The 23457-nt window shown below is 67.3% G+C and carries 33 protein-coding genes; 12 read left to right on the top strand and 21 right to left on the bottom strand.

Translation table 11 applies throughout. The annotated features are described in order from the left end of the window. Positions 1-25 precede the first annotated feature (25 nt). Positions 26-1090: a tRNA epoxyqueuosine(34) reductase QueG gene (gene queG, locus P6144_RS15485; RefSeq protein ID WP_277768700.1), complete on the top strand. Its 1065-nt coding sequence runs from the start codon at positions 26-28 to the stop codon at positions 1088-1090. Positions 1091-1171: 81 nt separating this feature from the next. On the opposite strand, the gene P6144_RS15480 is transcribed toward queG, so the two are convergent. Next, on the bottom strand, positions 1172-1567 hold the full coding sequence (locus P6144_RS15480) for a hypothetical protein (RefSeq protein WP_277768699.1): 396 nt from the start codon (positions 1565-1567) through the stop codon (positions 1172-1174). Beyond that, positions 1564-2259, bottom strand: coding sequence for an EI24 domain-containing protein (locus P6144_RS15475; protein WP_277768698.1), 696 nt, complete (start codon positions 2257-2259; stop codon positions 1564-1566). The genes P6144_RS15480 and P6144_RS15475 overlap by 4 nt, the downstream gene beginning before the upstream one ends. A 56-nt stretch (positions 2260-2315) precedes the next feature. On the opposite strand from P6144_RS15475, the gene P6144_RS15470 reads away from it, so the two are divergent. Beyond that, complete coding sequence (locus P6144_RS15470) at positions 2316-3314, top strand: adenosine kinase (protein WP_277768697.1); 999 nt, start codon at positions 2316-2318, stop codon at positions 3312-3314. A 247-nt stretch (positions 3315-3561) separates the two neighbouring features. Here P6144_RS15470 and P6144_RS15465 read toward each other — a convergent pair whose 3' ends face one another. Further along, entirely contained in the window at positions 3562-5103 is a 1542-nt protein-coding gene (locus P6144_RS15465) for an amino acid permease (RefSeq protein ID WP_277768696.1), read from the bottom strand. Between the two features lie 243 nt (positions 5104-5346). Here P6144_RS15465 and P6144_RS15460 point away from each other — a divergent pair, with 243 nt between their 5' ends. Further along, positions 5347-5955: a hypothetical protein gene (locus P6144_RS15460; protein WP_277768695.1), complete on the top strand. Its 609-nt coding sequence runs from the start codon at positions 5347-5349 to the stop codon at positions 5953-5955. Positions 5956-5959: 4 nt separating this feature from the next. Here P6144_RS15460 and P6144_RS15455 read toward each other — a convergent pair whose 3' ends face one another. The 7 genes from P6144_RS15455 to hisB form a co-directional block, all read right to left on the bottom strand. Next, positions 5960-6337 carry a histidine triad nucleotide-binding protein gene (locus tag P6144_RS15455; protein ID WP_277768694.1) on the bottom strand — a complete coding sequence of 126 codons (378 nt, stop codon included), beginning with the start codon at positions 6335-6337 and terminating at the stop codon, positions 5960-5962. Between the two features lie 110 nt (positions 6338-6447). Then, positions 6448-6765: a phosphoribosyl-ATP diphosphatase gene (locus tag P6144_RS15450; RefSeq protein WP_277768693.1), complete on the bottom strand. Its 318-nt coding sequence runs from the start codon at positions 6763-6765 to the stop codon at positions 6448-6450. Between the two features lie 31 nt (positions 6766-6796). Then, positions 6797-6997, bottom strand: a complete 201-nt coding sequence (locus tag P6144_RS15445; protein WP_277768692.1) for a hypothetical protein — start codon at positions 6995-6997, stop codon at positions 6797-6799. Between the two features lie 127 nt (positions 6998-7124). Next, the gene (hisF, locus tag P6144_RS15440) at positions 7125-7886 is read right to left on the bottom strand and encodes an imidazole glycerol phosphate synthase subunit HisF (RefSeq protein ID WP_277768691.1); all 762 of its coding nucleotides are present in this window, start codon (positions 7884-7886) and stop codon (positions 7125-7127) included. After that, on the bottom strand, positions 7883-8611 hold the full coding sequence (hisA, locus tag P6144_RS15435) for a 1-(5-phosphoribosyl)-5-[(5-phosphoribosylamino)methylideneamino]imidazole-4-carboxamide isomerase (protein WP_277768932.1): 729 nt from the start codon (positions 8609-8611) through the stop codon (positions 7883-7885). Before hisA ends, hisF begins: the two co-directional genes overlap by 4 nt. 8 nt (positions 8612-8619) lie before the next feature. Then, positions 8620-9222 carry an imidazole glycerol phosphate synthase subunit HisH gene (gene hisH, locus P6144_RS15430; RefSeq protein WP_277768690.1) on the bottom strand — a complete coding sequence of 201 codons (603 nt, stop codon included), beginning with the start codon at positions 9220-9222 and terminating at the stop codon, positions 8620-8622. A 94-nt stretch (positions 9223-9316) separates the two neighbouring features. After that, the gene (gene hisB, locus P6144_RS15425) at positions 9317-9904 is read right to left on the bottom strand and encodes an imidazoleglycerol-phosphate dehydratase HisB (RefSeq protein WP_277768689.1); all 588 of its coding nucleotides are present in this window, start codon (positions 9902-9904) and stop codon (positions 9317-9319) included. Positions 9905-9978: 74 nt separating this feature from the next. Between hisB and P6144_RS15420 the strand changes: the two genes are divergently transcribed. Continuing rightward, entirely contained in the window at positions 9979-10467 is a 489-nt protein-coding gene (locus P6144_RS15420; RefSeq protein ID WP_277768931.1) for a ClpXP protease specificity-enhancing factor SspB, read from the top strand. 6 nt (positions 10468-10473) lie between these two features. Here the strand turns inward: P6144_RS15420 and P6144_RS15415 are convergent, their stop codons facing one another. The 4 genes from P6144_RS15415 to P6144_RS15400 form a co-directional block, all read right to left on the bottom strand. Next, complete coding sequence (locus P6144_RS15415) at positions 10474-11736, bottom strand: hypothetical protein (protein WP_277768688.1); 1263 nt, start codon at positions 11734-11736, stop codon at positions 10474-10476. A gap of 107 nt (positions 11737-11843) precedes the next feature. Beyond that, the gene (locus P6144_RS15410) at positions 11844-12416 is read right to left on the bottom strand and encodes a hypothetical protein (RefSeq protein ID WP_277768687.1); all 573 of its coding nucleotides are present in this window, start codon (positions 12414-12416) and stop codon (positions 11844-11846) included. Continuing rightward, the gene (locus P6144_RS15405) at positions 12386-12781 is read right to left on the bottom strand and encodes a hypothetical protein (protein WP_277768686.1); all 396 of its coding nucleotides are present in this window, start codon (positions 12779-12781) and stop codon (positions 12386-12388) included. Before P6144_RS15405 ends, P6144_RS15410 begins: the two co-directional genes overlap by 31 nt. Before the next feature lie 96 nt (positions 12782-12877). Beyond that, a complete protein-coding gene (locus P6144_RS15400) occupies positions 12878-13531 on the bottom strand; it encodes a PilZ domain-containing protein (RefSeq protein ID WP_277768685.1) in 654 nt (217 codons plus the stop codon). 152 nt (positions 13532-13683) lie between these two features. On the opposite strand from P6144_RS15400, the gene fumC reads away from it, so the two are divergent. From fumC to P6144_RS15370, 6 genes are all read left to right on the top strand, one after another. Next, a complete protein-coding gene (fumC, locus tag P6144_RS15395) occupies positions 13684-15072 on the top strand; it encodes a class II fumarate hydratase (RefSeq protein WP_277768684.1) in 1389 nt (462 codons plus the stop codon). A 152-nt stretch (positions 15073-15224) separates the two neighbouring features. Continuing rightward, positions 15225-15419, top strand: a complete 195-nt coding sequence (locus P6144_RS15390; RefSeq protein WP_277768683.1) for a hypothetical protein — start codon at positions 15225-15227, stop codon at positions 15417-15419. After that, positions 15416-15631, top strand: a complete 216-nt coding sequence (locus tag P6144_RS15385) for a hypothetical protein (RefSeq protein ID WP_277768682.1) — start codon at positions 15416-15418, stop codon at positions 15629-15631. Before P6144_RS15390 ends, P6144_RS15385 begins: the two co-directional genes overlap by 4 nt. 36 nt (positions 15632-15667) lie before the next feature. Continuing rightward, positions 15668-16318: a guanylate kinase gene (gmk, locus tag P6144_RS15380; protein ID WP_277768681.1), complete on the top strand. Its 651-nt coding sequence runs from the start codon at positions 15668-15670 to the stop codon at positions 16316-16318. Between the two features lie 23 nt (positions 16319-16341). After that, on the top strand, positions 16342-16914 hold the full coding sequence (locus P6144_RS15375) for a hypothetical protein (RefSeq protein ID WP_277768680.1): 573 nt from the start codon (positions 16342-16344) through the stop codon (positions 16912-16914). Beyond that, positions 16914-17303: a DUF1428 domain-containing protein gene (locus P6144_RS15370; protein ID WP_277768679.1), complete on the top strand. Its 390-nt coding sequence runs from the start codon at positions 16914-16916 to the stop codon at positions 17301-17303. The genes P6144_RS15375 and P6144_RS15370 overlap by 1 nt, the downstream gene beginning before the upstream one ends. A gap of 37 nt (positions 17304-17340) precedes the next feature. Here the strand turns inward: P6144_RS15370 and P6144_RS15365 are convergent, their stop codons facing one another. The 7 genes from P6144_RS15365 to P6144_RS15335 all read right to left on the bottom strand — a co-directional run bounded on the left by P6144_RS15365 (position 17341) and on the right by P6144_RS15335 (position 22269). Then, complete coding sequence (locus tag P6144_RS15365; protein ID WP_277768678.1) at positions 17341-18021, bottom strand: ATP12 family protein; 681 nt, start codon at positions 18019-18021, stop codon at positions 17341-17343. Then, a complete protein-coding gene (locus tag P6144_RS15360; protein WP_277768677.1) occupies positions 18018-18251 on the bottom strand; it encodes a hypothetical protein in 234 nt (77 codons plus the stop codon). Before P6144_RS15360 ends, P6144_RS15365 begins: the two co-directional genes overlap by 4 nt. Beyond that, complete coding sequence (locus P6144_RS15355; protein WP_277768676.1) at positions 18248-18907, bottom strand: HAD-IA family hydrolase; 660 nt, start codon at positions 18905-18907, stop codon at positions 18248-18250. Before P6144_RS15355 ends, P6144_RS15360 begins: the two co-directional genes overlap by 4 nt. Before the next feature lie 163 nt (positions 18908-19070). Then, positions 19071-19673 (bottom strand): FMN-binding negative transcriptional regulator, encoded by a 603-nt coding sequence (locus tag P6144_RS15350; protein WP_277768675.1) that lies wholly within the window; start codon positions 19671-19673, stop codon positions 19071-19073. Next, entirely contained in the window at positions 19673-20965 is a 1293-nt protein-coding gene (locus tag P6144_RS15345; protein ID WP_277768674.1) for an RluA family pseudouridine synthase, read from the bottom strand. The genes P6144_RS15350 and P6144_RS15345 overlap by 1 nt, the downstream gene beginning before the upstream one ends. Next, positions 20962-21339, bottom strand: a complete 378-nt coding sequence (crcB, locus tag P6144_RS15340; protein WP_277768673.1) for a fluoride efflux transporter CrcB — start codon at positions 21337-21339, stop codon at positions 20962-20964. The genes P6144_RS15345 and crcB overlap by 4 nt, the downstream gene beginning before the upstream one ends. A gap of 192 nt (positions 21340-21531) precedes the next feature. Then, a complete protein-coding gene (locus P6144_RS15335) occupies positions 21532-22269 on the bottom strand; it encodes a hypothetical protein (protein WP_277768672.1) in 738 nt (245 codons plus the stop codon). A 148-nt stretch (positions 22270-22417) separates the two neighbouring features. Between P6144_RS15335 and P6144_RS15330 the strand changes: the two genes are divergently transcribed. Together P6144_RS15330 and P6144_RS15325 are read left to right on the top strand one after the other, a co-directional pair. After that, positions 22418-23005 (top strand): heme-binding protein, encoded by a 588-nt coding sequence (locus P6144_RS15330; RefSeq protein ID WP_277768671.1) that lies wholly within the window; start codon positions 22418-22420, stop codon positions 23003-23005. Positions 23006-23051: 46 nt separating this feature from the next. Further along, positions 23052-23273 carry a hypothetical protein gene (locus P6144_RS15325; RefSeq protein ID WP_277768670.1) on the top strand — a complete coding sequence of 74 codons (222 nt, stop codon included), beginning with the start codon at positions 23052-23054 and terminating at the stop codon, positions 23271-23273. Positions 23274-23457: the final 184 nt, after the last annotated feature.

Genomic DNA, 23457 nt, shown 5'->3' with positions numbered 1-23457 from the left:
GCCGCTTTGATGGTAGCGGGGCGGCGTGGAGCAGCACAAGCACCTCGAAGCCCTAATAAAGGCCAAAGCCGCGGAAATCGGGTTCGCCGATTGCGGGATCGCGCGCGCCGACGCCGCGCCGAAGAGCGCCGAGCGGCTGCGGCAATGGCTGGAGGAGGGGCGCCACGGCTCGATGATCTGGATGGAGGAGCGCGCGCACCACCGCGAGCGCCCCGCCGGGCTGTGGCCCGAGGTGAAATCGGTGATCTCGCTCGGCATGAGCTATGCGCCGGGTACCGACCCGCTGGCGCTGGCCGATCATGGCGAGATCGGGCGGATCTCGGTCTATGCGCAGGGGCAGGACTATCACGACGTGGTCAAGCGCCGGCTGAAGGAGCTGGGGCGCTGGCTGGTGACCGCCGCACCGGGCGAGTTGAAGGTGTTCGTCGACACCGCGCCGGTGATGGAGAAGCCGCTCGCCGAAGCGGCTGGGCTGGGCTGGCAGGGCAAGCACACCAACCTGGTGAGCCGCAGCCATGGCAGCTGGCTGTTCCTCGGCGCGATCTACACCACGCTCGAGCTGGCGCCCGACGACCGCGTGCGCACCACCTGCGGGAGCTGCGACGCCTGCCAGACGGCGTGCCCGACCGACGCCTTCCCCGCGCCCTATCGGCTCGATGCGCGGCGCTGCATTTCGTACCTTACGATCGAGCACAAGGGGCCGATCCCGCACGAATTCCGCGAAGGCATCGGCAACCGCATCTATGGCTGCGACGATTGCCTGGCGGTGTGCCCGTGGAACAAGTTCGCCCATGCCGCACAGGCCAATTTGGCGTTCGCGCCCAGGGCGGAGCTGACCGCACCGGCGCTGGCCGACCTGCTCGCGCTCGACGATGCGGCGTTCCGCGAAGTCTTCTCCGGATCGCCGATCAAGCGGATCGGGCGCGACCGGATGGTGCGCAACTGCCTGATCGCGGCGGGGAACAGCGGGAGTGAAGCTCTGGTCGCGCCGGTGCGTGCGCTGCTCGGCGATGCGGACGACGCGGTGCGCGAGGCGGCGGGATGGGCTTTAGCGAAACTAAGTTCCCCTTCCGCTTGCGGGAGGGGTTAGGGGAGGGGCTATCTCTTCCAACTTCGCGTTTCGACATGCCCTCCCCCGACCCCTCCCGCAAGCGGAAGGGGAGAAGAAGGACTACCGCGACCGCGCCCCGCTGAGCGCCGCCACGCAGCTGGCTTCGTCGATCGGGCGGCCGTCGCGCTGGCGGGCATCGACATGCGTCACCACCGGCTCGCCGCGGCCCCTGGGATAGAGATAGGTGTCGAGCACGCAGATTGGCCCGGCGAACTGGAGCTTGCGGGCGGTGCCTTCGCTCGTGTCGAGCTGGGGCTTGCCGAAGCGGGCGATCAGCCGCGGCGCGGTGGCGCCCTGGATCGCGGCGAGATTGGCGGGAGTTGCCGCACCGGGCGCGCTCGGTGCCGCGGGGCGCTGGCTGGGCACCGGCACATAGCCGGCGCGCGGCGGCGGGATCACGCCGCCTCCGCCACAGGCGCCCAGCGCCAGCGTACCGATCAGGATGAGTTGCTTCATGATGCCCGCCTCCCGCGGTGAAATGCATGGGTGGCCATTGCGGCTCCCAACACCGGGGCGATCAGGTTCAAAATCGGGACGAGAAACAGGCCGGTGCCGACCGCCCCCAGCGCGAAACGGCCGATGCTGGTGCGCGCGCGCCATCCGGGCAGGTCGCGCCGGCCCATGTGCCGCGCTGCGACCATATCGCCCAGGTCGCGGCCGAGCAGCCAGGAGTTGACGAGGAAGAAGGCGAGCGCGGTGCCGACGCCGGTGATCAGCAGCATCAGGTAGAGCGGCGAGAGTAGCAGGTTGATCGCCAGCAACCGCAGCGCCGAGCCCAGGCCCATCGCGATCGAGCGGCCGAGCGGCACGTCGCGTGCCTGGGCATGGGCGGCGGGATAGTATTTCTTCTCGACCGCGGCGACGACCTCGTCGGCGAAGATGCCGACCACGGCGACGGCGATCGCGCGGAACATCAGCCAGTGCGCAAAGATCACGAGCACGATCGTGGCGATGTCGGCAAAGGTATCGGAGCCGCTCCAGCCGCCCAGCCAGGCAGCGATCCAGTCGGCCAGTGCATGGATGCCGAACCACATACCAACGCTGACCGCGGCGAACAGCACCAGCGTGAGCAGGATCGACTTGACGAAGACCGCCAGTATCGGCCGGTCGAAGAGCTGGCCCAGCGACAGGAAGAAGGCGTGGATCATTGCGCTATCCTTTGCCCATCATTAGGGCAGCCACGCAATCTTTTTGGAGCAATCGTTTGACCAGCCCCACCTATGACGTCGTCGCCATCGGCAATGCGATCGTCGACATCCTTGCCCAGGCCGAGGACAGCTTCATCGAGGAGATCGGTGTCGCCAAGGGCTCGATGCAGCTGATGTTCTCGCCCGAGGAAGCCGATGCGCTCTATGCCAAGATGGGCCCGGGTCGCGAAGTTTCGGGCGGTTCGGCGAGCAACACCGTGGCGGGCCTCGCCGCGCTGGGCAGCAAGGCTGCCTTTATCGGCCAGGTCGCCGACGACCAGCTCGGCGCGGTCTTCGCGCACGACCTGCGCGCCGCCGGCGTGCATTTCGACACCGAAGTGCGCCCCGGCCAGCCGACCACCGCGCGCTGCCTGATCTTCGTGACGCCGGACGGCCAGCGCACGATGAACACCTTCCTGGGTGCCTCGCAGTTCCTGCCGGCCTCGGCGCTGGACGAGCAGCTGATCGCCAGCGGCGCGATCCTGTATCTCGAAGGCTATCTGTGGGATCCCGAAGAGCCGCGCGCAGCGATGCGCAAGGCGATCGAGATCGCCCGCGCCAACGGCCGCAAGGTGGCCTTCACGCTTTCGGACGTGTTCTGCATCTCGCGCCACGGCGACGATTTCCGCAAGCTGATCGCCGACGGGCTGATCGACATCCTGTTCGCCAACGAGAACGAGCTGCTGGCGCTGTGCGGCAAGGACGATTTCGAGGCGGCGGTGCAGCATGTCCACGGCCAGGTGCCGGTGCTGGTCGTCACCCGTAGCGAGCAGGGCGCGATGGCGCTGGTCGGCGACGAGCGCGTCGAAGTGCCGGCCGAGCCGATCGCGAAGCTGGTCGACACCACCGGTGCGGGCGACAGCTTCGCCGCGGGCTTCCTGCATGGCCAGGCCCAGGGCCGCTCGGTGAAGGACTCGCTGCGCCTGGGCGCGCTGTGCGCCGCCGAGATCATCCAGCACTATGGCGCGCGTGCCGAAGTGGACCTGAAGGCGCTGGCCGCCGAGAAGCTGGGGTGAGCGATCTAATCTTCCTCGAGCTTTGCTCGGGGAGGGGGACCGCCGCCGAAGGCGGTGGTGGAGGGGCCGGCGCATTGCGCCGGTCTTTTCGTATCCGGGCTTCACCGCTGCGTGCCGCAGCGGCCCCTCCACCATTCGCTGCGCGAATGGTCCCCCTCCCCCAGCAAGCTGGGGGAGGATTTAGAGAAAAGAAAGGGGCCGGAGGATCGCTCCTCCGGCCCTTTCTCTTTGCCTTGCGGCCCGGCGCTCAGTGCGTGCCGGGGACCGGCGGGTCGAGGTCTTCATATGCCTCGTGCTCGGGCACGTCGACGATGCCGCGGCCGACATGGCTGCGCGAGCGGCTGTAGCCGAAGTACACCAGCAGGCCGATCGCTGCCCAGATCAGGAAGAGGATGATGCTCTTGTGATCGAGCATCACGAACAGATAGACGCAGCCCAGGATCGCGATCGGCGCCGTGAGCCAGATGAACGGCGTCTTGAACGGCCGCTTGCGGGTGGGGTCGGTCTTGCGGATCACCATCACGGCGATCGACACCGCCGCGAACGCGAACAGCGTGCCCGAGTTCGAGATGTTGGCGAGCTGGCCGACGGGGAAGAACGCCGCGAACAGCGCCACCGCAATGCCCGTGATGATCGTGATCACGTGCGGCGTGTTGAACTTCGGGTGGATCTTCGAGAAGGCGGCGGGAAGCAGACCGTCGCGGCTCATCACGAAGAAGATGCGGGTCTGGCCGAACATCATCATCAGGATGACCGAGGGCAGCGCCAGGCCGGCGGCGAGGCCGAGCAGGTTGCCGATCTGCGGCCAGCCGATTTCACGCAGGGTGAAGGCGAGTGCTTCCTTCGAGCAGACGACGTCCTTGAACCCTTCGGCGGCGCGGGTGGCGCACTGGGCGGCCAGTTCGCGGCTGCCCGGCTCGAGCGCGTGGCCGGCCGCGTCCATCACCGGCTGGGTGCTGAGGCCCGGGGCGCCGATCACGCCGGCGGCGACGAGCAGATAGAAGATGGTGCAGATGGCGAGCGAGCCGATCAGGCCGATCGGCATGTTGCGCTGCGGGTTCTTGGTCTCTTCCGCTGCGGTCGAGACCGCGTCGAAGCCGACATAGGCGAAGAAGATCGACGCCGCCGCCATGCCGACACCGATGAAGCCGGTGGGCGCGAAGGGCGAGAACTGCGCGTCGTTCATCACCGGCACGGCGAGCACGATGAACAGCGTGAGCGCCGACACCTTGATCGCGACGAGGATGGCGTTGACCGTGGCGCTCTCCTTGGTGCCGATGACCAGCAGCCAGGTGACCAGCGCGGCGATCAGCATCGCGGGCAGGTTGATCATGCCGCCGTCGAACGGGCCGGCGACCAGCATGTCGGGTATGTCGACATGGAAAGTATGCTCGATCAAGCCGATCACATAGCCGGACCAGCCGACCGAGACCGCGCCCGCGGCGACGGCGTATTCGAGGATGAGGGCCCAGCCGACCATCCAGGCGATCAACTCGCCCATCACGGCATAGCTATAGGTATAGGCGGAGCCCGAGACCGGGACCATCGCCGCCATCTCGGCGTAGCAAAGTGCCGCGAAGGCGCAGACGACACCGGCGATGACGAACGAAACCATCATGCCCGGGCCGGCCTTCTGCGCGGCTTCGGCGGTGAGAACGAAAATGCCGGTGCCGATCACCGCGCCGATGCCGAGCATGGTGAGCTGAAAAGCCCCCAGCGACCGGTGGAGCGATTTCTTCTCGGCGGTGGCCAGAATGGCATCGAGAGACTTTACGCGCCCGAATATCATGAATGGTCCCCTTTGCGGCGGGTCGTCCGCCGCCCCCAGTAGATGAAAGCGCGGAGCCTAGCCGCAAAACCGGGGGAGGCAATGCTTTAGTGCCGCCAAGCGCGGCTTTAGCGTACGAAAGCGGTGAGTCGTGCGACGGGGGGCGCACGAAAGCTGCAGACATCTTTCGGAAGGATGGCGTCGGCATGGTTCCATTCAGAAAGCAGCAGGTACAGGCGGGGCCTGCCAGGGAAGGGGGGCAATATGGACGAGCAGCATGATGCGCGCAGGGACTTCAACAAGGGGGCGATGCGCGCGCCGCTAGAGCAGACACCCGAATATCGCGGCGAGATGGAGCGGCTGCAGCGCGGCCAGCGGCCGCTGGACATGTCCGGCCCCTTGCCGCCCGGCTATGGCGACGGCGATCCGCGCGTGACGCTGGCGGTGCTCGGCCTCTATGTCGCCGCGGTGGTCGCGCTCGGCGGGATGGCGCTGAGCGGCATGGCGCAGGTGATGGCGATCGGCTGGCTGGCGCTGCTGCTCGCCGTGCTGCTGGTGCCGGCGATCCTGTTCTCGTCGCTCACGCGCGGCTTCACGAAGCTGGAGGGGAGCGCGGCCAAGGCGGCCCGGCGCGATGCCTTCCTGCTGTTGCTGCTCTGCTTCGGGGCGGGGCGGCTGCTCGGCGGTGGCGTGCTGATCGGGCAGGTGGCGCCGTTCGTGGCCAGCGCGGCGCTGCTCTTCGTCATCCTCGGCAAGCGGTTGCCGGCACCTGCCGTGCCCGTGATGGCGCTGGCGAATCCCGCCGGCGTGCTGCTCGCCGGCGGGATCGCCCGGAGCCTGCTCTATCCGTTGTTGGTGACGGTGGGCGGCTGAGCGCTCAGCGCGCCAGCATCGGGCCGAGCGGCTTGCCGGCGAAGATGTGGACATGGAGGTGCGGCACTTCCTGGTGCGCGTCCATGCCGGTGTTGGCAAGCAGGCGGTAGCCGGGCGCGACGAAGCCAGCGTCGCGTGCCACCTGGCCGACCGCGCGGATAAAGCCGGCGATCTCCGCCTCGCTCGCCTTGGCCGAGAAGTCATCCCACGAGACATAGGGGCCCTTGGGGATCACCAGGATATGGTGCGGCGCCTGCGGGTTGATGTCGTGAAAGGCGAGGGCGAATTCACTCTCGAACACCTTCTTCGACGGAATCTCGCCACGAAGAATCTTCGCGAAGATGTTCTGGTCGTCATAGGGCTGGGTGGCGTCGATGGGCATGCGCGGCTCCTTTGCCCCAACCCAATAGCAAACCGTCATCCCGGCGGAAGCCGGGATCTCGTGCCGCAGCGCGCCCTCGCCTGAGATCCCGGCTTTCGCCGGGATGACGGCTAGGAGGAGCGACTCGCCTTTTCCGCGATCCCCGACACGCCTTCGCGGCGGGCGAGTTCGGCGCGGACGTCGTCGAGGCTTAGGCCGGCATCGGCGAGCAGCAGGATCAGGTGGAAGACGAGGTCGGCGGCTTCCTTGGTCAGTTCCTCGCGGTCGTCCTGGATCGCGGCGATCACCGTCTCGGTCGCTTCCTCGCCCAGCTTCTGCGCGATCTTGGCGCGGCCGCGATGCGTGAGCTTGGCGACATAAGAGCTGTCCGGGCTCGCTGTGCGGCGGGCGCGGATCGTCTGTTCGAGCGTGTCGAGCGTATCGGCCATGGTTTCCGGCTGTAGGAGCCGGGCGCCGCTGTCAATCCTTGGGCGCGGTCTTGCGGAAGCGGGCGCGCAGCTGGCGGCGGACGAACCAGATGCCGCCGGCGGCGCAGGCGGCGAGCGCCAGGTCGGAAAGCTCGGGCATCGAGCGGCTGCCGGCGCGGCCGGTATGCGGCGGCTCGTCGGCGGCGAACGCCGGGGCGGCGAGGAGGAGCAGCGGGAACGCGAGGCGGAGCATGGCGCCGGTGTAGCGCGGCGGAGTTGGGGAAGGGTTAAGCCAACACCGTCACGCCGGCGAAAGCCGGGGTCTCGTGCGGCTCTTTCCCGCCATCGCCTGAGATCCCGGCTTTCGCCGGGATGACGGCTCAACTGCGGACCGGAATCCCCGCCGCCGCCAGCGCGGCATGCGCGTCGGCGATGCTCGCTTCGCCGAAATGGAAGATCGAGGCGGCGAGGACGGCGCTGGCATGGCCGTTGACGATGCCGTCGACCAGATGCTGGAGATTGCCGACGCCGCCCGAGGCGACCACCGGCACGGTGACCTGGTCGGCGATGGTGCGGATCAGCTCCAGGTCATAGCCGTCGCGGGTGCCGTCGCGGTCCATCGAGGTGATCAGCAGCTCGCCGGCGCCGAGATGGGCAAGCGCGAGCGCATGGGTGACGGCGTCGATCCCGGTCGGCTTGCGGCCGCCATGCGTGAAGACTTCCCAGCGCCCTTCGGCGACCTTGCGGGCATCGACGGAGGCGACGACGCACTGGCTGCCCATCTTCTCGGCGATCTCGGCCACCACTTCGGGGCGCGAGACGGCGGCGGAATTGACCGCGACCTTGTCCGCGCCGGCGAGGAGCAGCGCGCGCGCGTCTTCGACCGAGCGCACGCCGCCGCCGACGGTGAGCGGCATGAAGCAGACTTCGGCGGTGCGGCGGACGACGTCGAGGATCGTGCCGCGCGCCTCGTGGCTGGCGGTGATGTCGAGGAAGCAGAGCTCGTCGGCACCGGCGGCGTCATAGGCGCGGGCCTGCTCGACCGGATCGCCGGCGTCCTTCAGGTCGACGAAGTTGACGCCCTTCACCACGCGGCCGTTCGCCACGTCGAGACAGGGGATGACGCGGGCGCGGACGGTCATGCCTTGCCCACCTCGATCGCCCATTTGAGATCGAGCCGGCCGTCATAGAGCGCGCGGCCGGTGATCACGCCTTCGATGCCGTCGGCGACATGGGCGCGGAGCGCATGGATGTCGGCAATGTCGGTGACGCCGCCGCTGGCGATGACCGGGATCGAGACGGCGCGGGCGAGCGCGACGGTCGCCTCGACATTGCAGCCCTTGAGGAGCCCGTCGCGGCCGACATCGGTGAAGAGCAGCGCGGCGACGCCGGCATCCTCGAAGCGGCGGGCGAGATCGACCACGCTGACGTCCGACACATCGGCCCAGCCATGGGTGGCGACCATGCCGTCGCGCGCGTCGACCGCGACGACGATGCGGCCGGGATTGTCGCGAGCGGCCTCGCGGACCAGGTCGGGATTCTCGAGCGCTGCGGTGCCGATCACCACGCGGCGGACGCCGAGATCGAGCCAGCGCTCGATCGATTCGCGATTCCGGATGCCGCCGCCGAGCTGGATATGGCCGCCAAAGCCGCTCTCGAGGATCGAGGCGACCGCGGCGCCGTTGACCGATTCGCCGGCGAACGCGCCGTCGAGATCGACGACATGGAGCCATTCGGCGCCAGCCCGGGCGAAGAGCTCGGCCTGGGCGGCGGGATTGTCGCCATAGACGGTGGCGCGGTCCATGTCGCCTTCGGCCAGGCGGACGATCTGGCCGCCCTTGAGGTCGATCGCAGGGAAGAGGATCAGGCCGGGATTCACGGACGCCAAGACAGGAACCTTTCGACCAGCGCGATGCCGTAGCGCTGGCTCTTTTCGGGGTGGAACTGGACGCCGATCATGTTGTCGCGGCCGATCGCCGCGGTGACCGGGCCGCCATGATCGGTGGTGGCCAGCACGCCTTCGCCGCTGAAGGCGAAGCTGTGGAGGAAATAGGCCTCGCCCGCCTCGATCAGCTTGTGGGGGACGGCGGGAACGACGTCGTTCCAGCCCATGTGCGGCACGTGCACGCCGGGGGCGGGCGGGATCGCGCGGACGGTGCCGGGGATCCAGCCGAGGCCGGGGTGCGTGCCCATCTCCTCGCCGGCATCGGCCATCAGCTGCATGCCGACGCAGACGCCGAGAAAGGGCGTGCCCTGGCGGCGGACGCGGGTGTCGAGCGCATCGACCATGCCGGGGATGACGCGCAGCCCCGCCGCGCAGGCGCCGAACGCGCCGACGCCGGGCAGGACGATCCGATCGGCCTTGAGCACCGCCTCGGGATCGGCGGTGACCGCGATGTCGCGCGCGCCCGCCGCCTTCAGTGCGTTGTGGACCGAGTGGAGATTGCCTGCGCCGTAATCGATCAGGGCGACGGTCATGATTTCACCGTCATCCCGGCGAAGGCCGGGATCGCAGGCGATGGCGGGAAAAGAACCGCACGAGATCCCGGCTTTCGCCGGGACGACGGATTATTCACAGCACGCCTTTCGTCGAAGGAATCACGTCCGCCTTGCGCGGATCGATCTCGACCGCTTCGCGCAGCGCGCGGGCCAGGCCCTTGAATGCGGCTTCGGCGATATGGTGGTTGTTGCTGCCGTAGAGCGTCTCGACATGGAGCGTCAGCCCCGCGGTCTGCGCGAACGAGTGGAACCAGTGCTCGAACATCTCGGTGTCCATCTCGCCGAGGCGCTTCTGGCTGAACTCGGTCTTCCAGACGAGGAACGGGCGGCCGGAAATGTCGACCGCGACGCGGGTGAGCGTCTCGTCCATCGGCGAGAGCGCGTCGGCGTAGCGGCGGATGCCCTTCTTGTCGCCGAGCGCCTTGGCGATCGCCTCGCCGATCGCCAGGCCGGTATCCTCGACCGTGTGGTGCTGATCGATGTGCAGATCGCCCACCGTCTTCACCTCGAGATCGATCAGCGAATGGCGGCTGAGCTGCTCGAGCATGTGATCGAAGAAGCCGATCCCGGTGGCGACGGAATAGGCTCCCGTCCCGTCCAGGTTGACGGTGACATCGACGGCGGTCTCGCTCGTCTTGCGGCTGACGGTGGCGGTGCGCATGATTGCCCCCAATAGCGATGGTTGCCGCGCATGCAATCTTGACCGTGATAGTAGGTGCGCTCTACCCAAGGCGCATGACCGGCACCGTGCCAGATAGCCTGATTCCCTATGACGAGATCGTGCAGGAGGCCCTGCGCGCAGTCGTCGGCCGCGTGCTCGGCTCAGTGGCCGAATCGGGCGGGAACCTGCCCGGCGGGCATCATTTCTACATCACCTTCAAGACGCATGCGCCGGGTGTCGACATCCCGCAGCGGCTGATCGAGCGCTTCCCGGACGAGATGACCATCGTCCTGCAGCATCGATTCTGGGACCTGAAGGTCGACGACAGCAAATTCTCGGTTGGACTGAGCTTCAACCAGGTGCCGGCGATGCTCTACATCCCGTTCTCGGCTATCACCGGCTTCCACGATCCGGCGGTGAACTTCGAGCTGCGCTTCCAGGCGGCCGATGGCGGCGACGATCCCGAGCCGCAGCACGAGGAAGCGGAGAATGACGGGCCGGCGGCCAAGCCGGTCGAGGACGGCTCGAACGTCGTCTCGGTGGACTTCAAGCGGAAGAAGTAGGCGGCGCTAGCGATTGTCGGCGGATGGCTGCCATCCCGTCGCGGTGTTTTGCATGCCCCGCGGCAGCGCAAAACAATGCTGCATCACCAAGCCGAGCGAAGCGAGCAAGCGCGCATCCATCACGATGTCGTGCTCGAAGCCTTGGCCGAACTTCAGCCTGACGATGGTGACGATCTCGGTTTTTTTCATGCGTTCTACTGCCGCTAGATCGAGCATGGTCGCGTAGTTGTCGTAGAGAATATCGGGTGACAGCTTGATGTCCTCGAAGAGCGCTTCCTTCGGCCCGCCCGTACCGCTTTTGGTTATGGCGAACTGGTCGACGGCATCCGTGACCGCGAAGAACCAGCGCACTACCGAGGTCGACATCTCGCGGACCTTGGGCGAATTGCCCAAGAGCAGTGTCCCGACCGGCAGGATATCGCCTGCTCCTTCCCCGCGACGGCCCCCGGTTGTGCTAGTGACCCGTAGTGCCTTGCGCCCGGCCGTATCCTGTACGCAGAATATACTGATCTGCTTTTCCCAATGATGGGGATTTGAGAAGCGCGAGATCAGCGCCAGGCCTTCGGGCTCGGCCACGAGCTCCAGAGGGCCGAAGCGGCCGACTTGAAGAATTGCACTGGCCGTCAGCTCATGCATCGTCGGGAAATACATGTTCTTCTCGCCAGGCTCGTCGATCGATGGCGCCTTGTCGGCAAAGTCGAGAACCAACGGCTCTACGCCCATCTCGGCGATATAGGCGGAAAGCGCGCTGGCGATGCTTTGTGCCGTTGAAGCGCGAAGCTCCTCCAGCGCGCCACCCGCTTCAGCCGAGCTGGTCGCGGCGAGGCCGAGCCGGAACTGATGGAAACCGAGATATTCTTGCGGACGATCGGGGGAGGGATGGAGGTAGCTCTTCGGTCGCACGATCGAGAAGAGCATCTCGTCGCCGGACGTCCCCGCGATGTCGCGCACATTTCCGCCGAGGAAGGCATAGGCGCATGAACTGAGGCATCGGCTAGCATTGACGAAAATGACCTGAGTCCGGCGCGCGTAACCCACCTCGGTGTTGAAGCCATAGCGCCGGATCTCGCGCCCCAGCGCCATCGCTGCCCAGAGATCCCCGCCCGTACTGCTCAGAAACACGGTCGCGCGCTTGATGTGCCGGCTATTGACAAGTGCCTTGAATAGGGCCGGGGTTTCGGGGCCGATCACGCCGCTTGCAACGATGTTGGACGTATTCTTTGGGTTCTGCGCTTCCCGTTCGGTCTCGGGGAGTATGATCAGGGTCATTGGCGTCTGCGGCGGCTCTATGACTTCTGGCTGCGACGGTGTACCGCGCGCCTGATCCTGCCCGGGCGCGGGGTTCGCTGGCGCAAGAGCCAGAAGCAAGGCGGCGGTTAGCCGGCCCGCGTGCAGGGCGCGCTCCCGCCGATTTCCCGGATGCCTTTCCCCAGGTCCGGCGCACCGGTGGCCGCCGCCTGCGCTTCGACCACCTTCTGGTAGAGGCAGCGGAAACTATGGCCGTAGCTGCTGAAATAGTTCCGGATGACTTTCGGGTCGCATGCCCCGCTTTCCTCGCAAATTAGAAGCTGGTCGTAGAAATCTGCGATCTCGTGAATTGCTACTACTCCGTTGGGGCTGGTCTGCTTGTCCACTTCCGTCAGCACCAGCTCGATCAGTGCAGCGATTTCCTTCTCCGGCATGCCCTGTTGATTGATGACGGCCAATTGGTCCGAATAGGGAAGCCACATGCGGAGCAACACGGCCCGGTGATCGCTCATCGGCGAGTTTCCGAATTGGCGCACGAATTCGAAGGCTGTCTGAGTTCGGCGCTGGGCGGCGTCTGCGCGGAGCTGGATGACGATCAGAACCAGGCTGACCAATCCGCCCAGATAGGATGCAGCCTCAAGCACCTTCATCGCCGGGATGAGGGGAATCCTCAACCGAATTGGCACGAATCGGTGTTCCATTCGATGAAGGGCTGGTTCCGCGTCGCCGGGGGCAAGGATGCGTAGTAACGAGTAAGGCATTCGAGTTGGGGTTTCGACAGCACGATGATACCGCTGGTGTCGTTGCGCGGAATCGTCACTCCGGATTGCGCCCGTGGCCGCGTATAATCCGAAACCGGCGGCCTTGGATTGGGACATGTACCCGGGATCAGGATCACTGCCTGTCGCGGCTGCGCCAGATAGGCTGACAGATTGTCGCGAATGCACTTCAGATCGCTCGAAGCGATTCGGATCGGCCGCATCGGACTCCTCGGCCCGGCGAGCGGCACGCTCACCAAAGCGATCATCAGCGCCTGTGAAATCCCCTTCATCCCCGCAACCGCCACGTCGTTTGGACTTCGACAAGGCTATCGGGGGCCATTACCCTTGTCCATAGCCGCGCGGGCGCGAGATATCGCGAGATATATTGTTGTGGCCGGCGCCTAGCGCATCAGGCGCGCGCGCAGGTCCTGCATCGCCACGGCCTTGGCCGCGGCGGCGGGATCCTCGGCGCCCAGCACGCTGCCGAGATGATCGAGGATCTGGCTGGCGCGATCGAGATTCTGCAGCGATTCTAGATGCGTGGCGAGCACCTGCGGGTCCTCGACCAGCCGCTCGCCCAGCGAATCGAGCAGCTCGCGGACATGATAGATTTCCTCGACCAGCCGCTCGCCGAGATTGGCGAGATCGGCGGCCGGCTCGGGTGCGGGCTCGGCGGGCAGTACGGCGCCGCCGCGCACCGCTTCCTGGATCGCGTCGACCCGCGCCTGGCCGGCATAGCCGGCGAAATTGGCGACGCGAGTGCCCGACACCCATTCGTCGACGGTGACCGCGCTGGTCTCGAAGGAGACGCCGCACTTGCCCTGGCTCTGCCAGATCACCCGCGCGCCGACTTCAATCTCCGAGCGGCGCAGCAGCAGTCGGGTGCAGGGGCGCGGCAGCACCGACCCGTCGAGCATCGCGCCGCCTTCGGAGAGGTTGCGGATGCGCACCGGCACCTTGAGCCCGTCGGCCTCGATCGTGGCGGCGAGCAGCAGGTTCTTGCGCGGCGCGCGATCCTGATTCCCGGCGGTCAGAATGGGGGCGTAGGCGGACATGCTGACGTTCTAGGCGAGCAACCACGCAAGCAAGGTTAACGCCGCACAAAAAATCTTGGCGTCGCAATCCGATGCGCGCGGTGCTGGAATCGCCGCCCTGCAGGGGCTAGAGCCCGGCCGACTCCGCGGACTGGATGAAGGATAGAGCCAGCGTGACCACCCGTACCGAAACCGATTCGATCGGCGCGATCGAAGTTCCCGCCGACGCCTATTGGGGCGCGCAGACCCAGCGTTCGATCGAGAATTTCCCGTTCGGCGAGATGGAGCGCATGCCGCTCGGCATCGTCCACGCCCAGGCGATCGTGAAGCAGGCCGCGGCACGGGTGAACCGGAAGCATGGGATGGATTCGAAAATCGCTGATGCGATCGAGGCAGCGGCGCAGGAGATCGTCGCGGGCGACCTCGACGACCAGTTCCCGCTGGTGATCTGGCAGACCGGCTCGGGCACCCAGACCAACATGAACGTCAACGAAGTGATCGCCGGCCGCGCGAACTTCGTGCTGGCGGGCACCAAGGGCGGCAAGTCGCCGGTCCACCCGAACGATCACGTCAACATGAGCCAGTCGTCGAACGACAGCTTCCCCACCGCGCTGCACGTCGCGGCGGTGGTCGCGACCTACAAGACGCTGATCCCGGCGCTCGACCAGCTGACCGCGTCGCTGACCGCCAAGGCCGAGGCCTGGGACCACATCATCAAGATCGGCCGCACCCATACCCAGGATGCGACGCCGCTGACGCTCGGCCAGGAGTTCGGTGGGTATGCCGCGCAGCTGGTGAGCTGCAAGGCGCGGATCGAAGGCGCGCTGAACGGCAATTTGCGCAAGCTCGCCATCGGCGGCACCGCGGTGGGCACCGGGCTCAATGCGCCGGAAGGCTGGGCCGAGGACATGTCGGCGGCGATCACCGACATCGCCGGCCAGCAGTTCGAGCCGGCGCCGAACAAGTTCGAGCAGCTGGCGGCCAAGGACGGGCTGGTTTTCTTCTCGGGCGCGCTCAACACGCTGGCAGTGGCGCTCAACAAGATCGCCAACGACATCCGCTTCCTCGGTTCGGGCCCGCGCTCGGGCCTGGGCGAGCTGTCGCTGCCGGCGAACGAGCCGGGCAGCTCGATCATGCCGGGCAAGGTCAACCCGACCCAGTGCGAATCGCTGACGATGGTCGCGGCGCAGGTGATCGGCAACAACCAGGCCGTCACCGTCGGCGGCATGCAGGGCCATTTCGAGCTCAACGTGTTCATGCCGCTGATCGGCGCGAACGTGCTGCGCTCGATCGCGCTGCTGTCGACCGGCATGACGAGCTTCGCCGAGCGCTGCGTCGACGGGATCGAGGCGAACGAGGACCAGATCAAGGCGCTGGTCGACCGCTCGCTGATGCTGGTGACCGCGCTGGCGCCGGCGATCGGCTACGACAACGCCGCCAAGATTGCCAAGAACGCGCATGAAAAGGGCCTGACGCTCAAGGAGAGCGGGCTGGCGCTTGGGCTCGTCGATGAGGCGACGTTCGACCAGTATGTGCGGCCCGAGACGATGATCGGGCGGTGATAGAAGAAACGAGTGACCCTGTTCCCCGGCGAAAGCCGGGGCCCAGGGTTACTCCGCTTTGTCCTTTGTTACCCTGGGCCCCGGCTTTCGCCGGGGAACAGAAAAGCTTCCCGATCTTTCTTCTCCCGTAACCACTTAGTTCGGGAGCAACCATGATCGGGGACGCAATCGCAGGCTGGATCGGCAACCGTATCGACCGGGCGGACGGGGAAGGCGGGGCGCTGGGCGCGATCGCAGGCGTGCTGACCTGGAAGGCCGCGAAGAAGATCGTGCCCGCCGCAATCGTGATCGGCGGTGCGGCCTATGCCTATCACCACTTCACTCGCGGCCGCGCCGAGGCGGCATGATCGGCAAGCTGCTCGCCGCCTTTATCGGCAACCGCATCGACCGCGCCGACGGCAAGGGCGGGGTGAAGGGTGCGGTTGTCGGACTGGCGGTCGAGCGGCTGCTCACTCGGTTGGGGCCGATCGGATGGGTGCTGGCGGCGCTTTTCCTGGTGTTGCGCTTCTTCTGGCGGCTGATTTTCCCGAAGCGGAAGGTCCGCTACGTCCGGTCCTAGCTTGACGCGGAGGGGAGTCCCACGCCAAAGGCACCCATGCCTCACCGTACCGAGACCGACCCGCACGGATTCAAGCGCCGCGGCGTATTGTTCGTGCTTTCCTCGCCCTCGGGCGCCGGCAAGTCGACGATCGCGCGCAAGCTGCTGAAGGCCGACGAGCATCTCCAGATGTCCGTTTCCGTCACCACCCGGCCGATGCGTCCGGGCGAAGTGGACGGCGTCGATTATCATTTCGTCGATCTCGAGCGGTTCCGCGAAATCGCGAACAACCACGAGTTCCTCGAATGGGCGCACGTGTTCAACCACCGCTACGGTACGCTGCGCACGACCGTCGAGGAGATCCTCGATTCGGGCCGCGACGTGCTGTTCGACATCGACTGGCAGGGTGCGCAGCAGCTGTTCCAGCTCGCCGGCGGCGACGTGGTGCGCGTGTTCATCCTGCCGCCCTCGTTCACCGAGCTGCGCCAGCGCCTGGTCAACCGCAACACCGATTCGATCGAAGTGATCGACGCCCGCATGGCGCGCGCCGCCGCCGAGGTCAGCCACTGGGACGGCTATGACTATGTGCTCGTCAACGACGATGTCGAGCAATGCTACCGCTCGGTGCACACGATCCTGAACGCCGAGCGGCTCAAGCGCTCGCGCCAGACGGGCTTGATCGGATTCATCCGCGGGTTGATGAAGTAACCTTCCTCAAGGGGGAGGTTATCATGCAGCGACTAGTTCTCGGCAGCCTGCTGGCGGGCTTCGCCATGTGGATCGTCGGCTTCGTCTTCTGGGGGCCGTTGCTCGGCTGGATCCCGTTCTCGACCGTGCCCGATGCCAATGCCGCGGCGCTGCAGGCGGCGCTCAAGGCCAATCTCGGGCCGACCGGCACCGGCGTCTATGCCATTCCCTCGCCAATGACGACCGCGGGCACCGGGCTCTATGCCCAGGGGCCGGTGGCGATGGTGCACTTCACCGACCGCGGCTTTCCCGCCTTCGATTCGATGGCGCTGATCTGGGGGCTGGTGCTGGCGATCGTCTGCGCGCTGGTCATGGCGCTCGGCCTCAGGCTGGCGGCGGCGGAGCGCGATTATGCGGCGCGGCTCAGGCTGGTGGCGATCGGCGCAGTGGCGGTGACGGCCTATTCGGACCTCGGCCAGCCCATCTTCAACCACGCGCCCTGGGGCTATTTCACCTATTTGTGGATCAGCGACGTGGCGAGCTGGATCGCGGCGGGCGCAGTGCTCGCCTGGGCGCTGCCCCGGCCGGCGGCGGCGCCAATCGCGCCCGACGCCTGATGTACATCTGCGCGCTGGTGATCCCGGTGCCCGAAGACCGGGAGGACGCCTATCGCCGCTGGGCCGAGCGCGGCGCGGCGATCTTCAAGGCCAATGGCTGCCTGGCGATCACCGAAGCCTGGGAGGATTTCGTGCCCGACGGATCGGTGACCGACTTCCGCAAGGCAGTGGCGGCCCAGCCGGGCGAGAAGATCGTCATCTCCTGGCAGGTCTGGCCCGACAAGGCGACGCTCGATGCCGCCGAGGAGCGGATGCATGGCGATGGCAGCCTGGACGTGGAGGGGGAAATCCCGTTCGATGCCAAGCGGCTGATTTTTGGGGTGTTTTCGGGGGCTTTGATCAAAACCGTCATCCCGGCGAAAGCCGAGATCTCAGGCGATGGCGGGTAAAGAGCCGCACGAGATCCCGGCTTTCGCCGGGATGACGTTAGTTGAGCAGTGTCAGGAACTTCGCCCCCGCATCGAAATCGAGCCGGCGGGTGTTGCGGGCCTGGACCGCAAGTTCGTCCTCGCCCCATTGCTCGGCCTGCCACAGTTCATCGACATGCGCGGCCTGCCACAAGGTCTCGGCGTCGATCGCGCCTTCGAGCAGCGCCAGCGCGCCGACCAGCGAGCCGCTGATCGTCACCAGCGGATGCAGCCCGGCGAGGTGGAAGCCGTCGAGCGCGCCGACCGCCTCGGCCAGCCGCGCGGTGGTCGCCTGGGGCTGGGCCTTGTGGATCACGCCGGTCGCGGTCTCGAAATGCACGTCGTAGCGGCTGCGCGCCCAGTCGAGCAGCGGGTCCCAGCTCTCGGCCTGGCGCGCGACCAGCGGTTCGGGCTCTCCGGCGCGGTAGTAGAGCAGGTCGCTTTCGCCATAGGCGGCAAGGCCGGCGGCGAAGGGAGCGGGATCGGGGCCGATCTTGTCGATCGCCGCATTGGCGAGGCCGGTGAGCTTCATCACCCGCGGATCGATCGTCTCGCCGACGGCGCGCCACTCGTCCGCCACCGCCTCGGCCAGCGCCGGGGTGGGGAGGGCCAGCGCCGCGCGATCGGGGGTGCGCACCGGCTTGCCGTCGAGCGCCACCTGGCCGTTCTCGACGCTTACGTCCTTCCAGAAACGCTTCATGCCTCGGGCGCTGCCTCCGCGGGGGTCTTCCAGCGGCGCGCGAGGAAGCGCGGCACCACCGCGATGAAATAGAGCGATGCGAGCAGGATCGCGCCGCCGAACAGCTGCATCCCATAGACCTGGGCACGCCCGGCGACGAGCAGGCCGATCACCGCGCCGGCGGTGCCCAGCATGTTGACCGCGACGATAAAGTAATAGCGCTTCATCGCCAGTTTCTCGGCGGGCGTCATAGGCTCTCCAGATGCGCGGGAAGCTGGCTGGCGTGATCGGCGACGATGTGCGCGCCGGCGCCGAGCAATTCCCCGGACGTGTGGTATCCCCATAGCACACCAACGGCATGCGCACCAGCGGCGCGTGCCATCGCCATGTCGTAGCTGGTGTCGCCGATCATCGCGGTGGTCTCGGGCGCGGCGCCCGCCTCGGCGATGGCAAGCTCGAGCATCGCGGGATGCGGCTTGGAGGGGTGGCGATCGGCAGTCTGCAGCGTGACGAACCGGTTGCGGATGCCGTGATGCTCGAGGATCAGATGCAACCCGCGATCGGACTTGCCGGTGGCGACGCCGAGCAGCCAGCCGGCGGCATCGAGCGCGTCGATCGTCTCGAGGATGCCGTCATAGAGCGGCTCGGGATCGAGCGCCGCGCTGGCGCGCATCGCGTGGAAAGCGCGCTTGTACTCCTCGGCCATCGCATCGTGGAGCCCGGCATCGGCATCCGGCAGCAGCCGCGCGATGGCGGGGGCGAGGCTGAGGCCGACAATGCCGCGGATCGCGGTGCGGTCCGGCGGGTCGAGCCGGTGCGCCGCGAAGCTGGCCTCCATCGCGCGGCAGATATTGGCCTGCGAATCGACGAGCGTGCCGTCGCAATCGAACACGGCGAGGCGGTTCATGCGCAAATTCCTCCCCGGAACGGGGAGGGGGACCATGCGAAGCATGGTGGAGGGGGCCCGCCTTCCGCGAGCGATGGAGTTGAGGAGGGCAGGCCCCCTCCACCACGCCACTTCGTGGCGCGGTCCCCCTCCCCGTTCCGGGGAGGAATTGAGAAGGCTGCCCTCACTTCGCGCCTCGCATCAGCGCGGCCATGGCACGGCGGCCCTGGGCGTCGAGGGCGTTGGCGGCGGCGAGGCGGGCGGCGTCGGGCTTGTTCTGGCCGAGCTTCAGCGTGCCGCGCCAATCCTGCACCTCCAGCCGATAGCCGATGATCGCGGTTGCCATCTTCGCGGCGATCGCCGGATCCATCTTGCCGCGCGTCCATTCCGGCTTGGGGGCGAGGCGGCGCTCATGCTCCTGGCTGATCGCATCGAGGATCGCGATCAGCCCGGCCTCGTCGGTGCGGGTCACCGCGCCTTCGAGCTCGACCGTGACATAGTTCCAGGTCGGCACCTGGTTGGGGCCGCTCTGATACCAGTCGGGGCTGATATAGGCGTCCGGCCCCTGCACGGCGAACAGGCCGGTGGCGCCCTCGATATGGCGGACCAGGCCGTTGCCGCGGGCAAGGTGGAAGCCGAGGGTCGTGTCGTCGAGCCACACCACCGGCACATGCACGACGCGTGGCCCGTCGGGCGTGGCGACGAACAGCGCGCCGAAGCCGAGGTCGCGAACGAAATCGCGGATCGCCGGGCGGTCTTCCCAGCGGAAGGCCGGATGCGTGGGCATCAGCGGCTCCGCGGGCCGCGGGGCTTGTCGCCGCCGCTGCGCGGACCGGGCCTGGTACCCGAGCGAGCGCCGGGCTTGGCAGCGCCGCGCGGCGCGGGCTTGCCGCCCGGCTTGCCCTTGGGTGCCGCAGGCTTGCGCGTGCTCGGCTTGCCGCCGCTGCGCGCGGCGGGCTTGTCGCCGGTCGGACCCTCGCCGCGCCGGCCGCGCTCGCCGCGGCGCTCCTTGCGCACCGTCTTGGCATGCGCACGGGCATTGGCCTTTTGCTGCTCCTTGGTGAGCGGCGGCGGGCCATCGTCGAGCACCAGCGCATCCCCGTCGGCCACTTCGAAGCCGAGCGTGTGGAGCGATTCGGCGAAATGGTGCGGCAGCTCGGCCTTCACGTCGATCTTGCCGCCATCGGGATGATCGACGCGGATGCGGCGGGCATGGAGGTGCATCTTGCGGCTGATGCCGCCGGTCAGGAAGGCTTCGGGCCCGCCATATTTGCCGTCGCCGACGATCGGGAAGCCGATCGCGGCCATGTGGACGCGCAGCTGGTGCGTGCGCCCGGTGAAGGGCTGGAGCTCGACCCAGGCGGCGCGATTGCCGGCGCGGCCGATGACGCGGTAGCGCGAGCGGCTCGGCTGGCCTTCCTTCTCGTCGACCTGCATCTTCTCGCCGCCGGTGCCCGGCTGCTTGCCGAGCGGAAGGTCGATGATGCCGTCCTCGATGCTCGGCACGCCGACGACGAGCGCCCAATAGACTTTCCGGGCCGTACGGCTGGAGAAGTTCTTCGAGAAGGCGGCGGCGGCACGGGCGGTGCGGGCGACGAGCAGCGCGCCCGACGTATCCTTGTCGAGCCGGTGGACCAGCTTGGGGCGGCCTTCGAGATCGTACTGGAGCGCGTCGAGCAGCTCGTCGACATGCTCCGTGGTCTTGGTGCCGCCCTGCGTCGCCAGCCCCGGCGGCTTGTTGAGCACGAACGCGGCATCGTCCTGGTGGATCACCATCGAGCGGGCGAAGTCGATCTGCTCCTCGCTCAGGTTGGTGCGGACGCGCTTGGGGCGGGCCGGCTTGTCGGGCTTGGCGACTTCGGCCGGGGGCACGCGGATCACCTGGCCTTCGGAGACATGGTCGCCCGGCTTGGCACGCGCGCCATCGACGCGCAGCTGGCCGGTGCGCGCCCAGCGCGAGACCAGGTTGAAGCTGGTGTCGGGCAGGTGCCGCTTGAACCAGCGATCGAGGCGAATGCCGTCGTCGTCGGGCTTGACGGTGAACTGGCGGACGGCGTCCTGCGCTTTCGGGGAGGTCATGGAAGGGCTCGCAACAGGCTCAGGCCGGCGAACAGCGCGAGCGCCGAGCCGACGACAGAGGCAAGGATATAGGCCAGGCCCATGCCATAGTCGCCGCGCTCGATCATGTTCATCAGGTCGAGGGTGAAGGCGGAGAAGGTGGTGAAGCCGCCGAGCATGCCGACGCCGATCAGCAGGCGCCACTGCTCGCCGCCCTGGCCGATCCTGGCGAGCGTGCCGGCCAGCGCGCCCATCAGGAAGCCGCCGATCAGGTTCACCGCCAGCGTTCCCCACGGATAATCCGGCCCGAACCAGGCGAGCGTGAGCTTGCCTGTCAGGAAGCGTGCTGCGGAGCCGAAGGCGCCGCCGAGCATGACGAGGAGGATGGGTGGCATCCGCAGCGGTTAGCGCGGAATCGTGGAGAGGGGAACCTTGCTATTTGATCGAACCATTTCCGTCGTCATGCTGAACTTGTTTCAGCATCCAAGGTGCCGCGGGCGATGTCGCTCATGGAGAGTTGGACCCTGAAACAAGTTCAGCGTGACGAAGGCTTTGGAACTGCCGGCTGGAAAGCGCTGCGCCCTCGATCAAATCCCGTTGTTCGCGACCAAGTCGATGTCGGTGCCGCCGTCGGGGCGGGTCGTCAGGAACAGCACGTAGGCGCCGCCATCCTTGTCGCGGGTGCCGCCGAGGATGTGCTCCTGGCCGTCGACCTGATGCTCGCTCGAATAGCCGCCGCGGATCGCCTTGGTGTAGTACCAGTCGAGCATCACCTGCATCGGCTGGGGCGAGGAGAAGCTGACCACGCGAAGCTGGCACTGGCCGGCAGTGCTGCCCGCCGCCTCGGTCACGCGGGCCTGGGGATAGAGCGGCAGGTCGTGCGGCAGGCGCTGGGCCCAGCCCGCGGCGTACTGCAGCGACGAAGCGCACTGGTTGGTCTTGCCGTCCTTCTGGCGCGCGGCGAGGCCGCCCAGCGTCACGCTCTCGCGCGCCGCGGCGCACTGGGTGCAGCTCTTGTCGGCCTGGGTCGGCGCGGGCGTCTTCAGCAGCTGGCCGTTGTCGATGCGGTCGCCATTGGCGGCAACGGCATCGCTGGGCACGCCGCCCGAATAGGGCTGGGCCGGCGGACGCACCGCATCGCCATTGGCCTGGCGGCCGAGCTGGGGGTCGACCATGATCTGGCCCTGGAGCGCGCTGGCAAGCGCCGGATCGGCGGCGTTACCGCTCTCGCTATCCGAAACATCGCCCAGGCTGCCGCGGCTGCCGCACCCGGCAAGCGCCAGGGGCAGGGCAAGCATCAGCAGATAAGGGTGGCTACGGGCCATGAACACGCTCCTTTGCGCGAAGGGTTATGGCGCAGGAGGGTTAAGGAAGGCTTGGGCACGATGGATTTCTGTCCACAGCCCTGTTAACCATAAGCGGAACCCCGGACGGATCCTGTGCGTAGTCTGCCGAACGATCGAAGGGGTGTGCATGCAGATCAACGCGAGGATGATCGGCGCCGGCGTGGCCGCCGCTGTGGCGGCCGGCATCGGCTATGTCCTGCTTTCCCGATCCCGTGAGGATGCCGCATTCCAGACGGTGACGCGCGACGGCGATTTCAGTGTGCGCGACTATCCCAGGCTGCTGGTGGCCGAAGTGGTCGTCCCCGGGCTGCGCCAGGCGGCGCTCTCGGTCGGCTTTACCCGACTGGCCGACCATGTGTTCGGCCGCGGGAGCCCGCATGCGCGGATGCCGGTGCCGGTGTTCGCCGATGGCGACGAGGACGGCCGCGGCTGGCGTACCCGGCTGCTGATGCCCGCCGATGCCGCGGTCGACGCGCTTGGCGATACCGGGGACGGCGTGCGGCTGCGCACGCTGCCGGCGCGGCGGATCGCGGCGCTGCGCTTCGCCGGGCAGGACAGCGAAGGCGCGCTCGATGCGCACGAGGCGGAGCTGCGCGCCTGGATCGGCGCCAACGGGCTGCGCCCCGCCGGGCCGGTGGAGCACGCCTTCTACAATTCGCCCTTCACCCCGGCGCGGCTGCGCAGGACCGAGGTGCTGATCCCGCTCGCGGCCTGACTGTTATATATTGCTAACACACTATCGTTGGGATATAGCGGCGACCATGCTGAACCTGATCTCGATCCTTGTTGGCATCATTGCCCTGCCGCTGATGCTGATCGCGCTGATCCCGTTCCTGGGCTGGCTCAACTACATGGTGATCCCGGTCGCCGTGATCGGGCTGGCGCTGGGCGCGCTCTCGGACTCGAACACCGGGCGCAACCTCAACATCGTCGTCGCGCTGGTCGGCCTCGTCCGCCTGTGGCTGGGCGGCTTCATCTTCTGATCTTCGCGTAGCTTTAGAGCCCCCCACTCCGTCACCCCGGCCTCGTGCCGGGGGCCACGCTGCCGCACGCGATGCGTAAAGCGCTTCTTGTCCAGCCCACGACTCCCGGTGGACCCCGGCACAAGGCCGGGGTGACGAGAAGGGAAGGTCCCGTTTCACGCACAGGAAAAAGGGTCCGGCGTTT

It is taken from the genome of Sphingomonas sp. HITSZ_GF (assembly GCF_029543155.1).
Lineage (GTDB): Bacteria > Pseudomonadota > Alphaproteobacteria > Sphingomonadales > Sphingomonadaceae > Sphingomonas.
Note: the sequence above shows the minus strand (reverse complement) of the source record. Positions and strands in the feature narration are given on the sequence as shown.

Excerpts from the sequence above, each read along its gene's own strand:
- P6144_RS15480 (WP_277768699.1), bottom strand. The coding sequence starts at position 1,567 with ATGAAGCAACTCATCCTGATCGGTACGCTGGCGCTGGGCGCCTGTGGC.
- P6144_RS15475 (WP_277768698.1), bottom strand. The coding sequence starts at position 2,259 with ATGATCCACGCCTTCTTCCTGTCGCTGGGCCAGCTCTTCGACCGGCCG.
- P6144_RS15465 (WP_277768696.1), bottom strand. The coding sequence starts at position 5,103 with ATGATATTCGGGCGCGTAAAGTCTCTCGATGCCATTCTGGCCACCGCC.
- P6144_RS15460 (WP_277768695.1), top strand. The coding sequence starts at position 5,347 with ATGGACGAGCAGCATGATGCGCGCAGGGACTTCAACAAGGGGGCGATG.
- P6144_RS15455 (WP_277768694.1), bottom strand. The coding sequence starts at position 6,337 with ATGCCCATCGACGCCACCCAGCCCTATGACGACCAGAACATCTTCGCG.
- P6144_RS15450 (WP_277768693.1), bottom strand. The coding sequence starts at position 6,765 with ATGGCCGATACGCTCGACACGCTCGAACAGACGATCCGCGCCCGCCGC.
- P6144_RS15445 (WP_277768692.1), bottom strand. The coding sequence starts at position 6,997 with ATGCTCCGCCTCGCGTTCCCGCTGCTCCTCCTCGCCGCCCCGGCGTTC.
- hisF (WP_277768691.1), bottom strand. The coding sequence starts at position 7,886 with ATGACCGTCCGCGCCCGCGTCATCCCCTGTCTCGACGTGGCGAACGGC.
- hisH (WP_277768690.1), bottom strand. The coding sequence starts at position 9,222 with ATGACCGTCGCCCTGATCGATTACGGCGCAGGCAATCTCCACTCGGTC.
- hisB (WP_277768689.1), bottom strand. The coding sequence starts at position 9,904 with ATGCGCACCGCCACCGTCAGCCGCAAGACGAGCGAGACCGCCGTCGAT.
- P6144_RS15420 (WP_277768931.1), top strand. The coding sequence starts at position 9,979 with ATGACCGGCACCGTGCCAGATAGCCTGATTCCCTATGACGAGATCGTG.
- P6144_RS15415 (WP_277768688.1), bottom strand. The coding sequence starts at position 11,736 with ATGACCCTGATCATACTCCCCGAGACCGAACGGGAAGCGCAGAACCCA.
- P6144_RS15410 (WP_277768687.1), bottom strand. The coding sequence starts at position 12,416 with ATGGAACACCGATTCGTGCCAATTCGGTTGAGGATTCCCCTCATCCCG.
- P6144_RS15400 (WP_277768685.1), bottom strand. The coding sequence starts at position 13,531 with ATGTCCGCCTACGCCCCCATTCTGACCGCCGGGAATCAGGATCGCGCG.
- P6144_RS15390 (WP_277768683.1), top strand. The coding sequence starts at position 15,225 with ATGATCGGGGACGCAATCGCAGGCTGGATCGGCAACCGTATCGACCGG.
- P6144_RS15385 (WP_277768682.1), top strand. The coding sequence starts at position 15,416 with ATGATCGGCAAGCTGCTCGCCGCCTTTATCGGCAACCGCATCGACCGC.
- gmk (WP_277768681.1), top strand. The coding sequence starts at position 15,668 with ATGCCTCACCGTACCGAGACCGACCCGCACGGATTCAAGCGCCGCGGC.
- P6144_RS15375 (WP_277768680.1), top strand. The coding sequence starts at position 16,342 with ATGCAGCGACTAGTTCTCGGCAGCCTGCTGGCGGGCTTCGCCATGTGG.
- P6144_RS15370 (WP_277768679.1), top strand. The coding sequence starts at position 16,914 with ATGTACATCTGCGCGCTGGTGATCCCGGTGCCCGAAGACCGGGAGGAC.
- P6144_RS15365 (WP_277768678.1), bottom strand. The coding sequence starts at position 18,021 with ATGAAGCGTTTCTGGAAGGACGTAAGCGTCGAGAACGGCCAGGTGGCG.
- P6144_RS15360 (WP_277768677.1), bottom strand. The coding sequence starts at position 18,251 with ATGACGCCCGCCGAGAAACTGGCGATGAAGCGCTATTACTTTATCGTC.
- P6144_RS15355 (WP_277768676.1), bottom strand. The coding sequence starts at position 18,907 with ATGAACCGCCTCGCCGTGTTCGATTGCGACGGCACGCTCGTCGATTCG.
- P6144_RS15350 (WP_277768675.1), bottom strand. The coding sequence starts at position 19,673 with ATGCCCACGCATCCGGCCTTCCGCTGGGAAGACCGCCCGGCGATCCGC.
- P6144_RS15345 (WP_277768674.1), bottom strand. The coding sequence starts at position 20,965 with ATGACCTCCCCGAAAGCGCAGGACGCCGTCCGCCAGTTCACCGTCAAG.
- crcB (WP_277768673.1), bottom strand. The coding sequence starts at position 21,339 with ATGCCACCCATCCTCCTCGTCATGCTCGGCGGCGCCTTCGGCTCCGCA.
- P6144_RS15335 (WP_277768672.1), bottom strand. The coding sequence starts at position 22,269 with ATGGCCCGTAGCCACCCTTATCTGCTGATGCTTGCCCTGCCCCTGGCG.
- P6144_RS15330 (WP_277768671.1), top strand. The coding sequence starts at position 22,418 with ATGCAGATCAACGCGAGGATGATCGGCGCCGGCGTGGCCGCCGCTGTG.
- P6144_RS15325 (WP_277768670.1), top strand. The coding sequence starts at position 23,052 with ATGCTGAACCTGATCTCGATCCTTGTTGGCATCATTGCCCTGCCGCTG.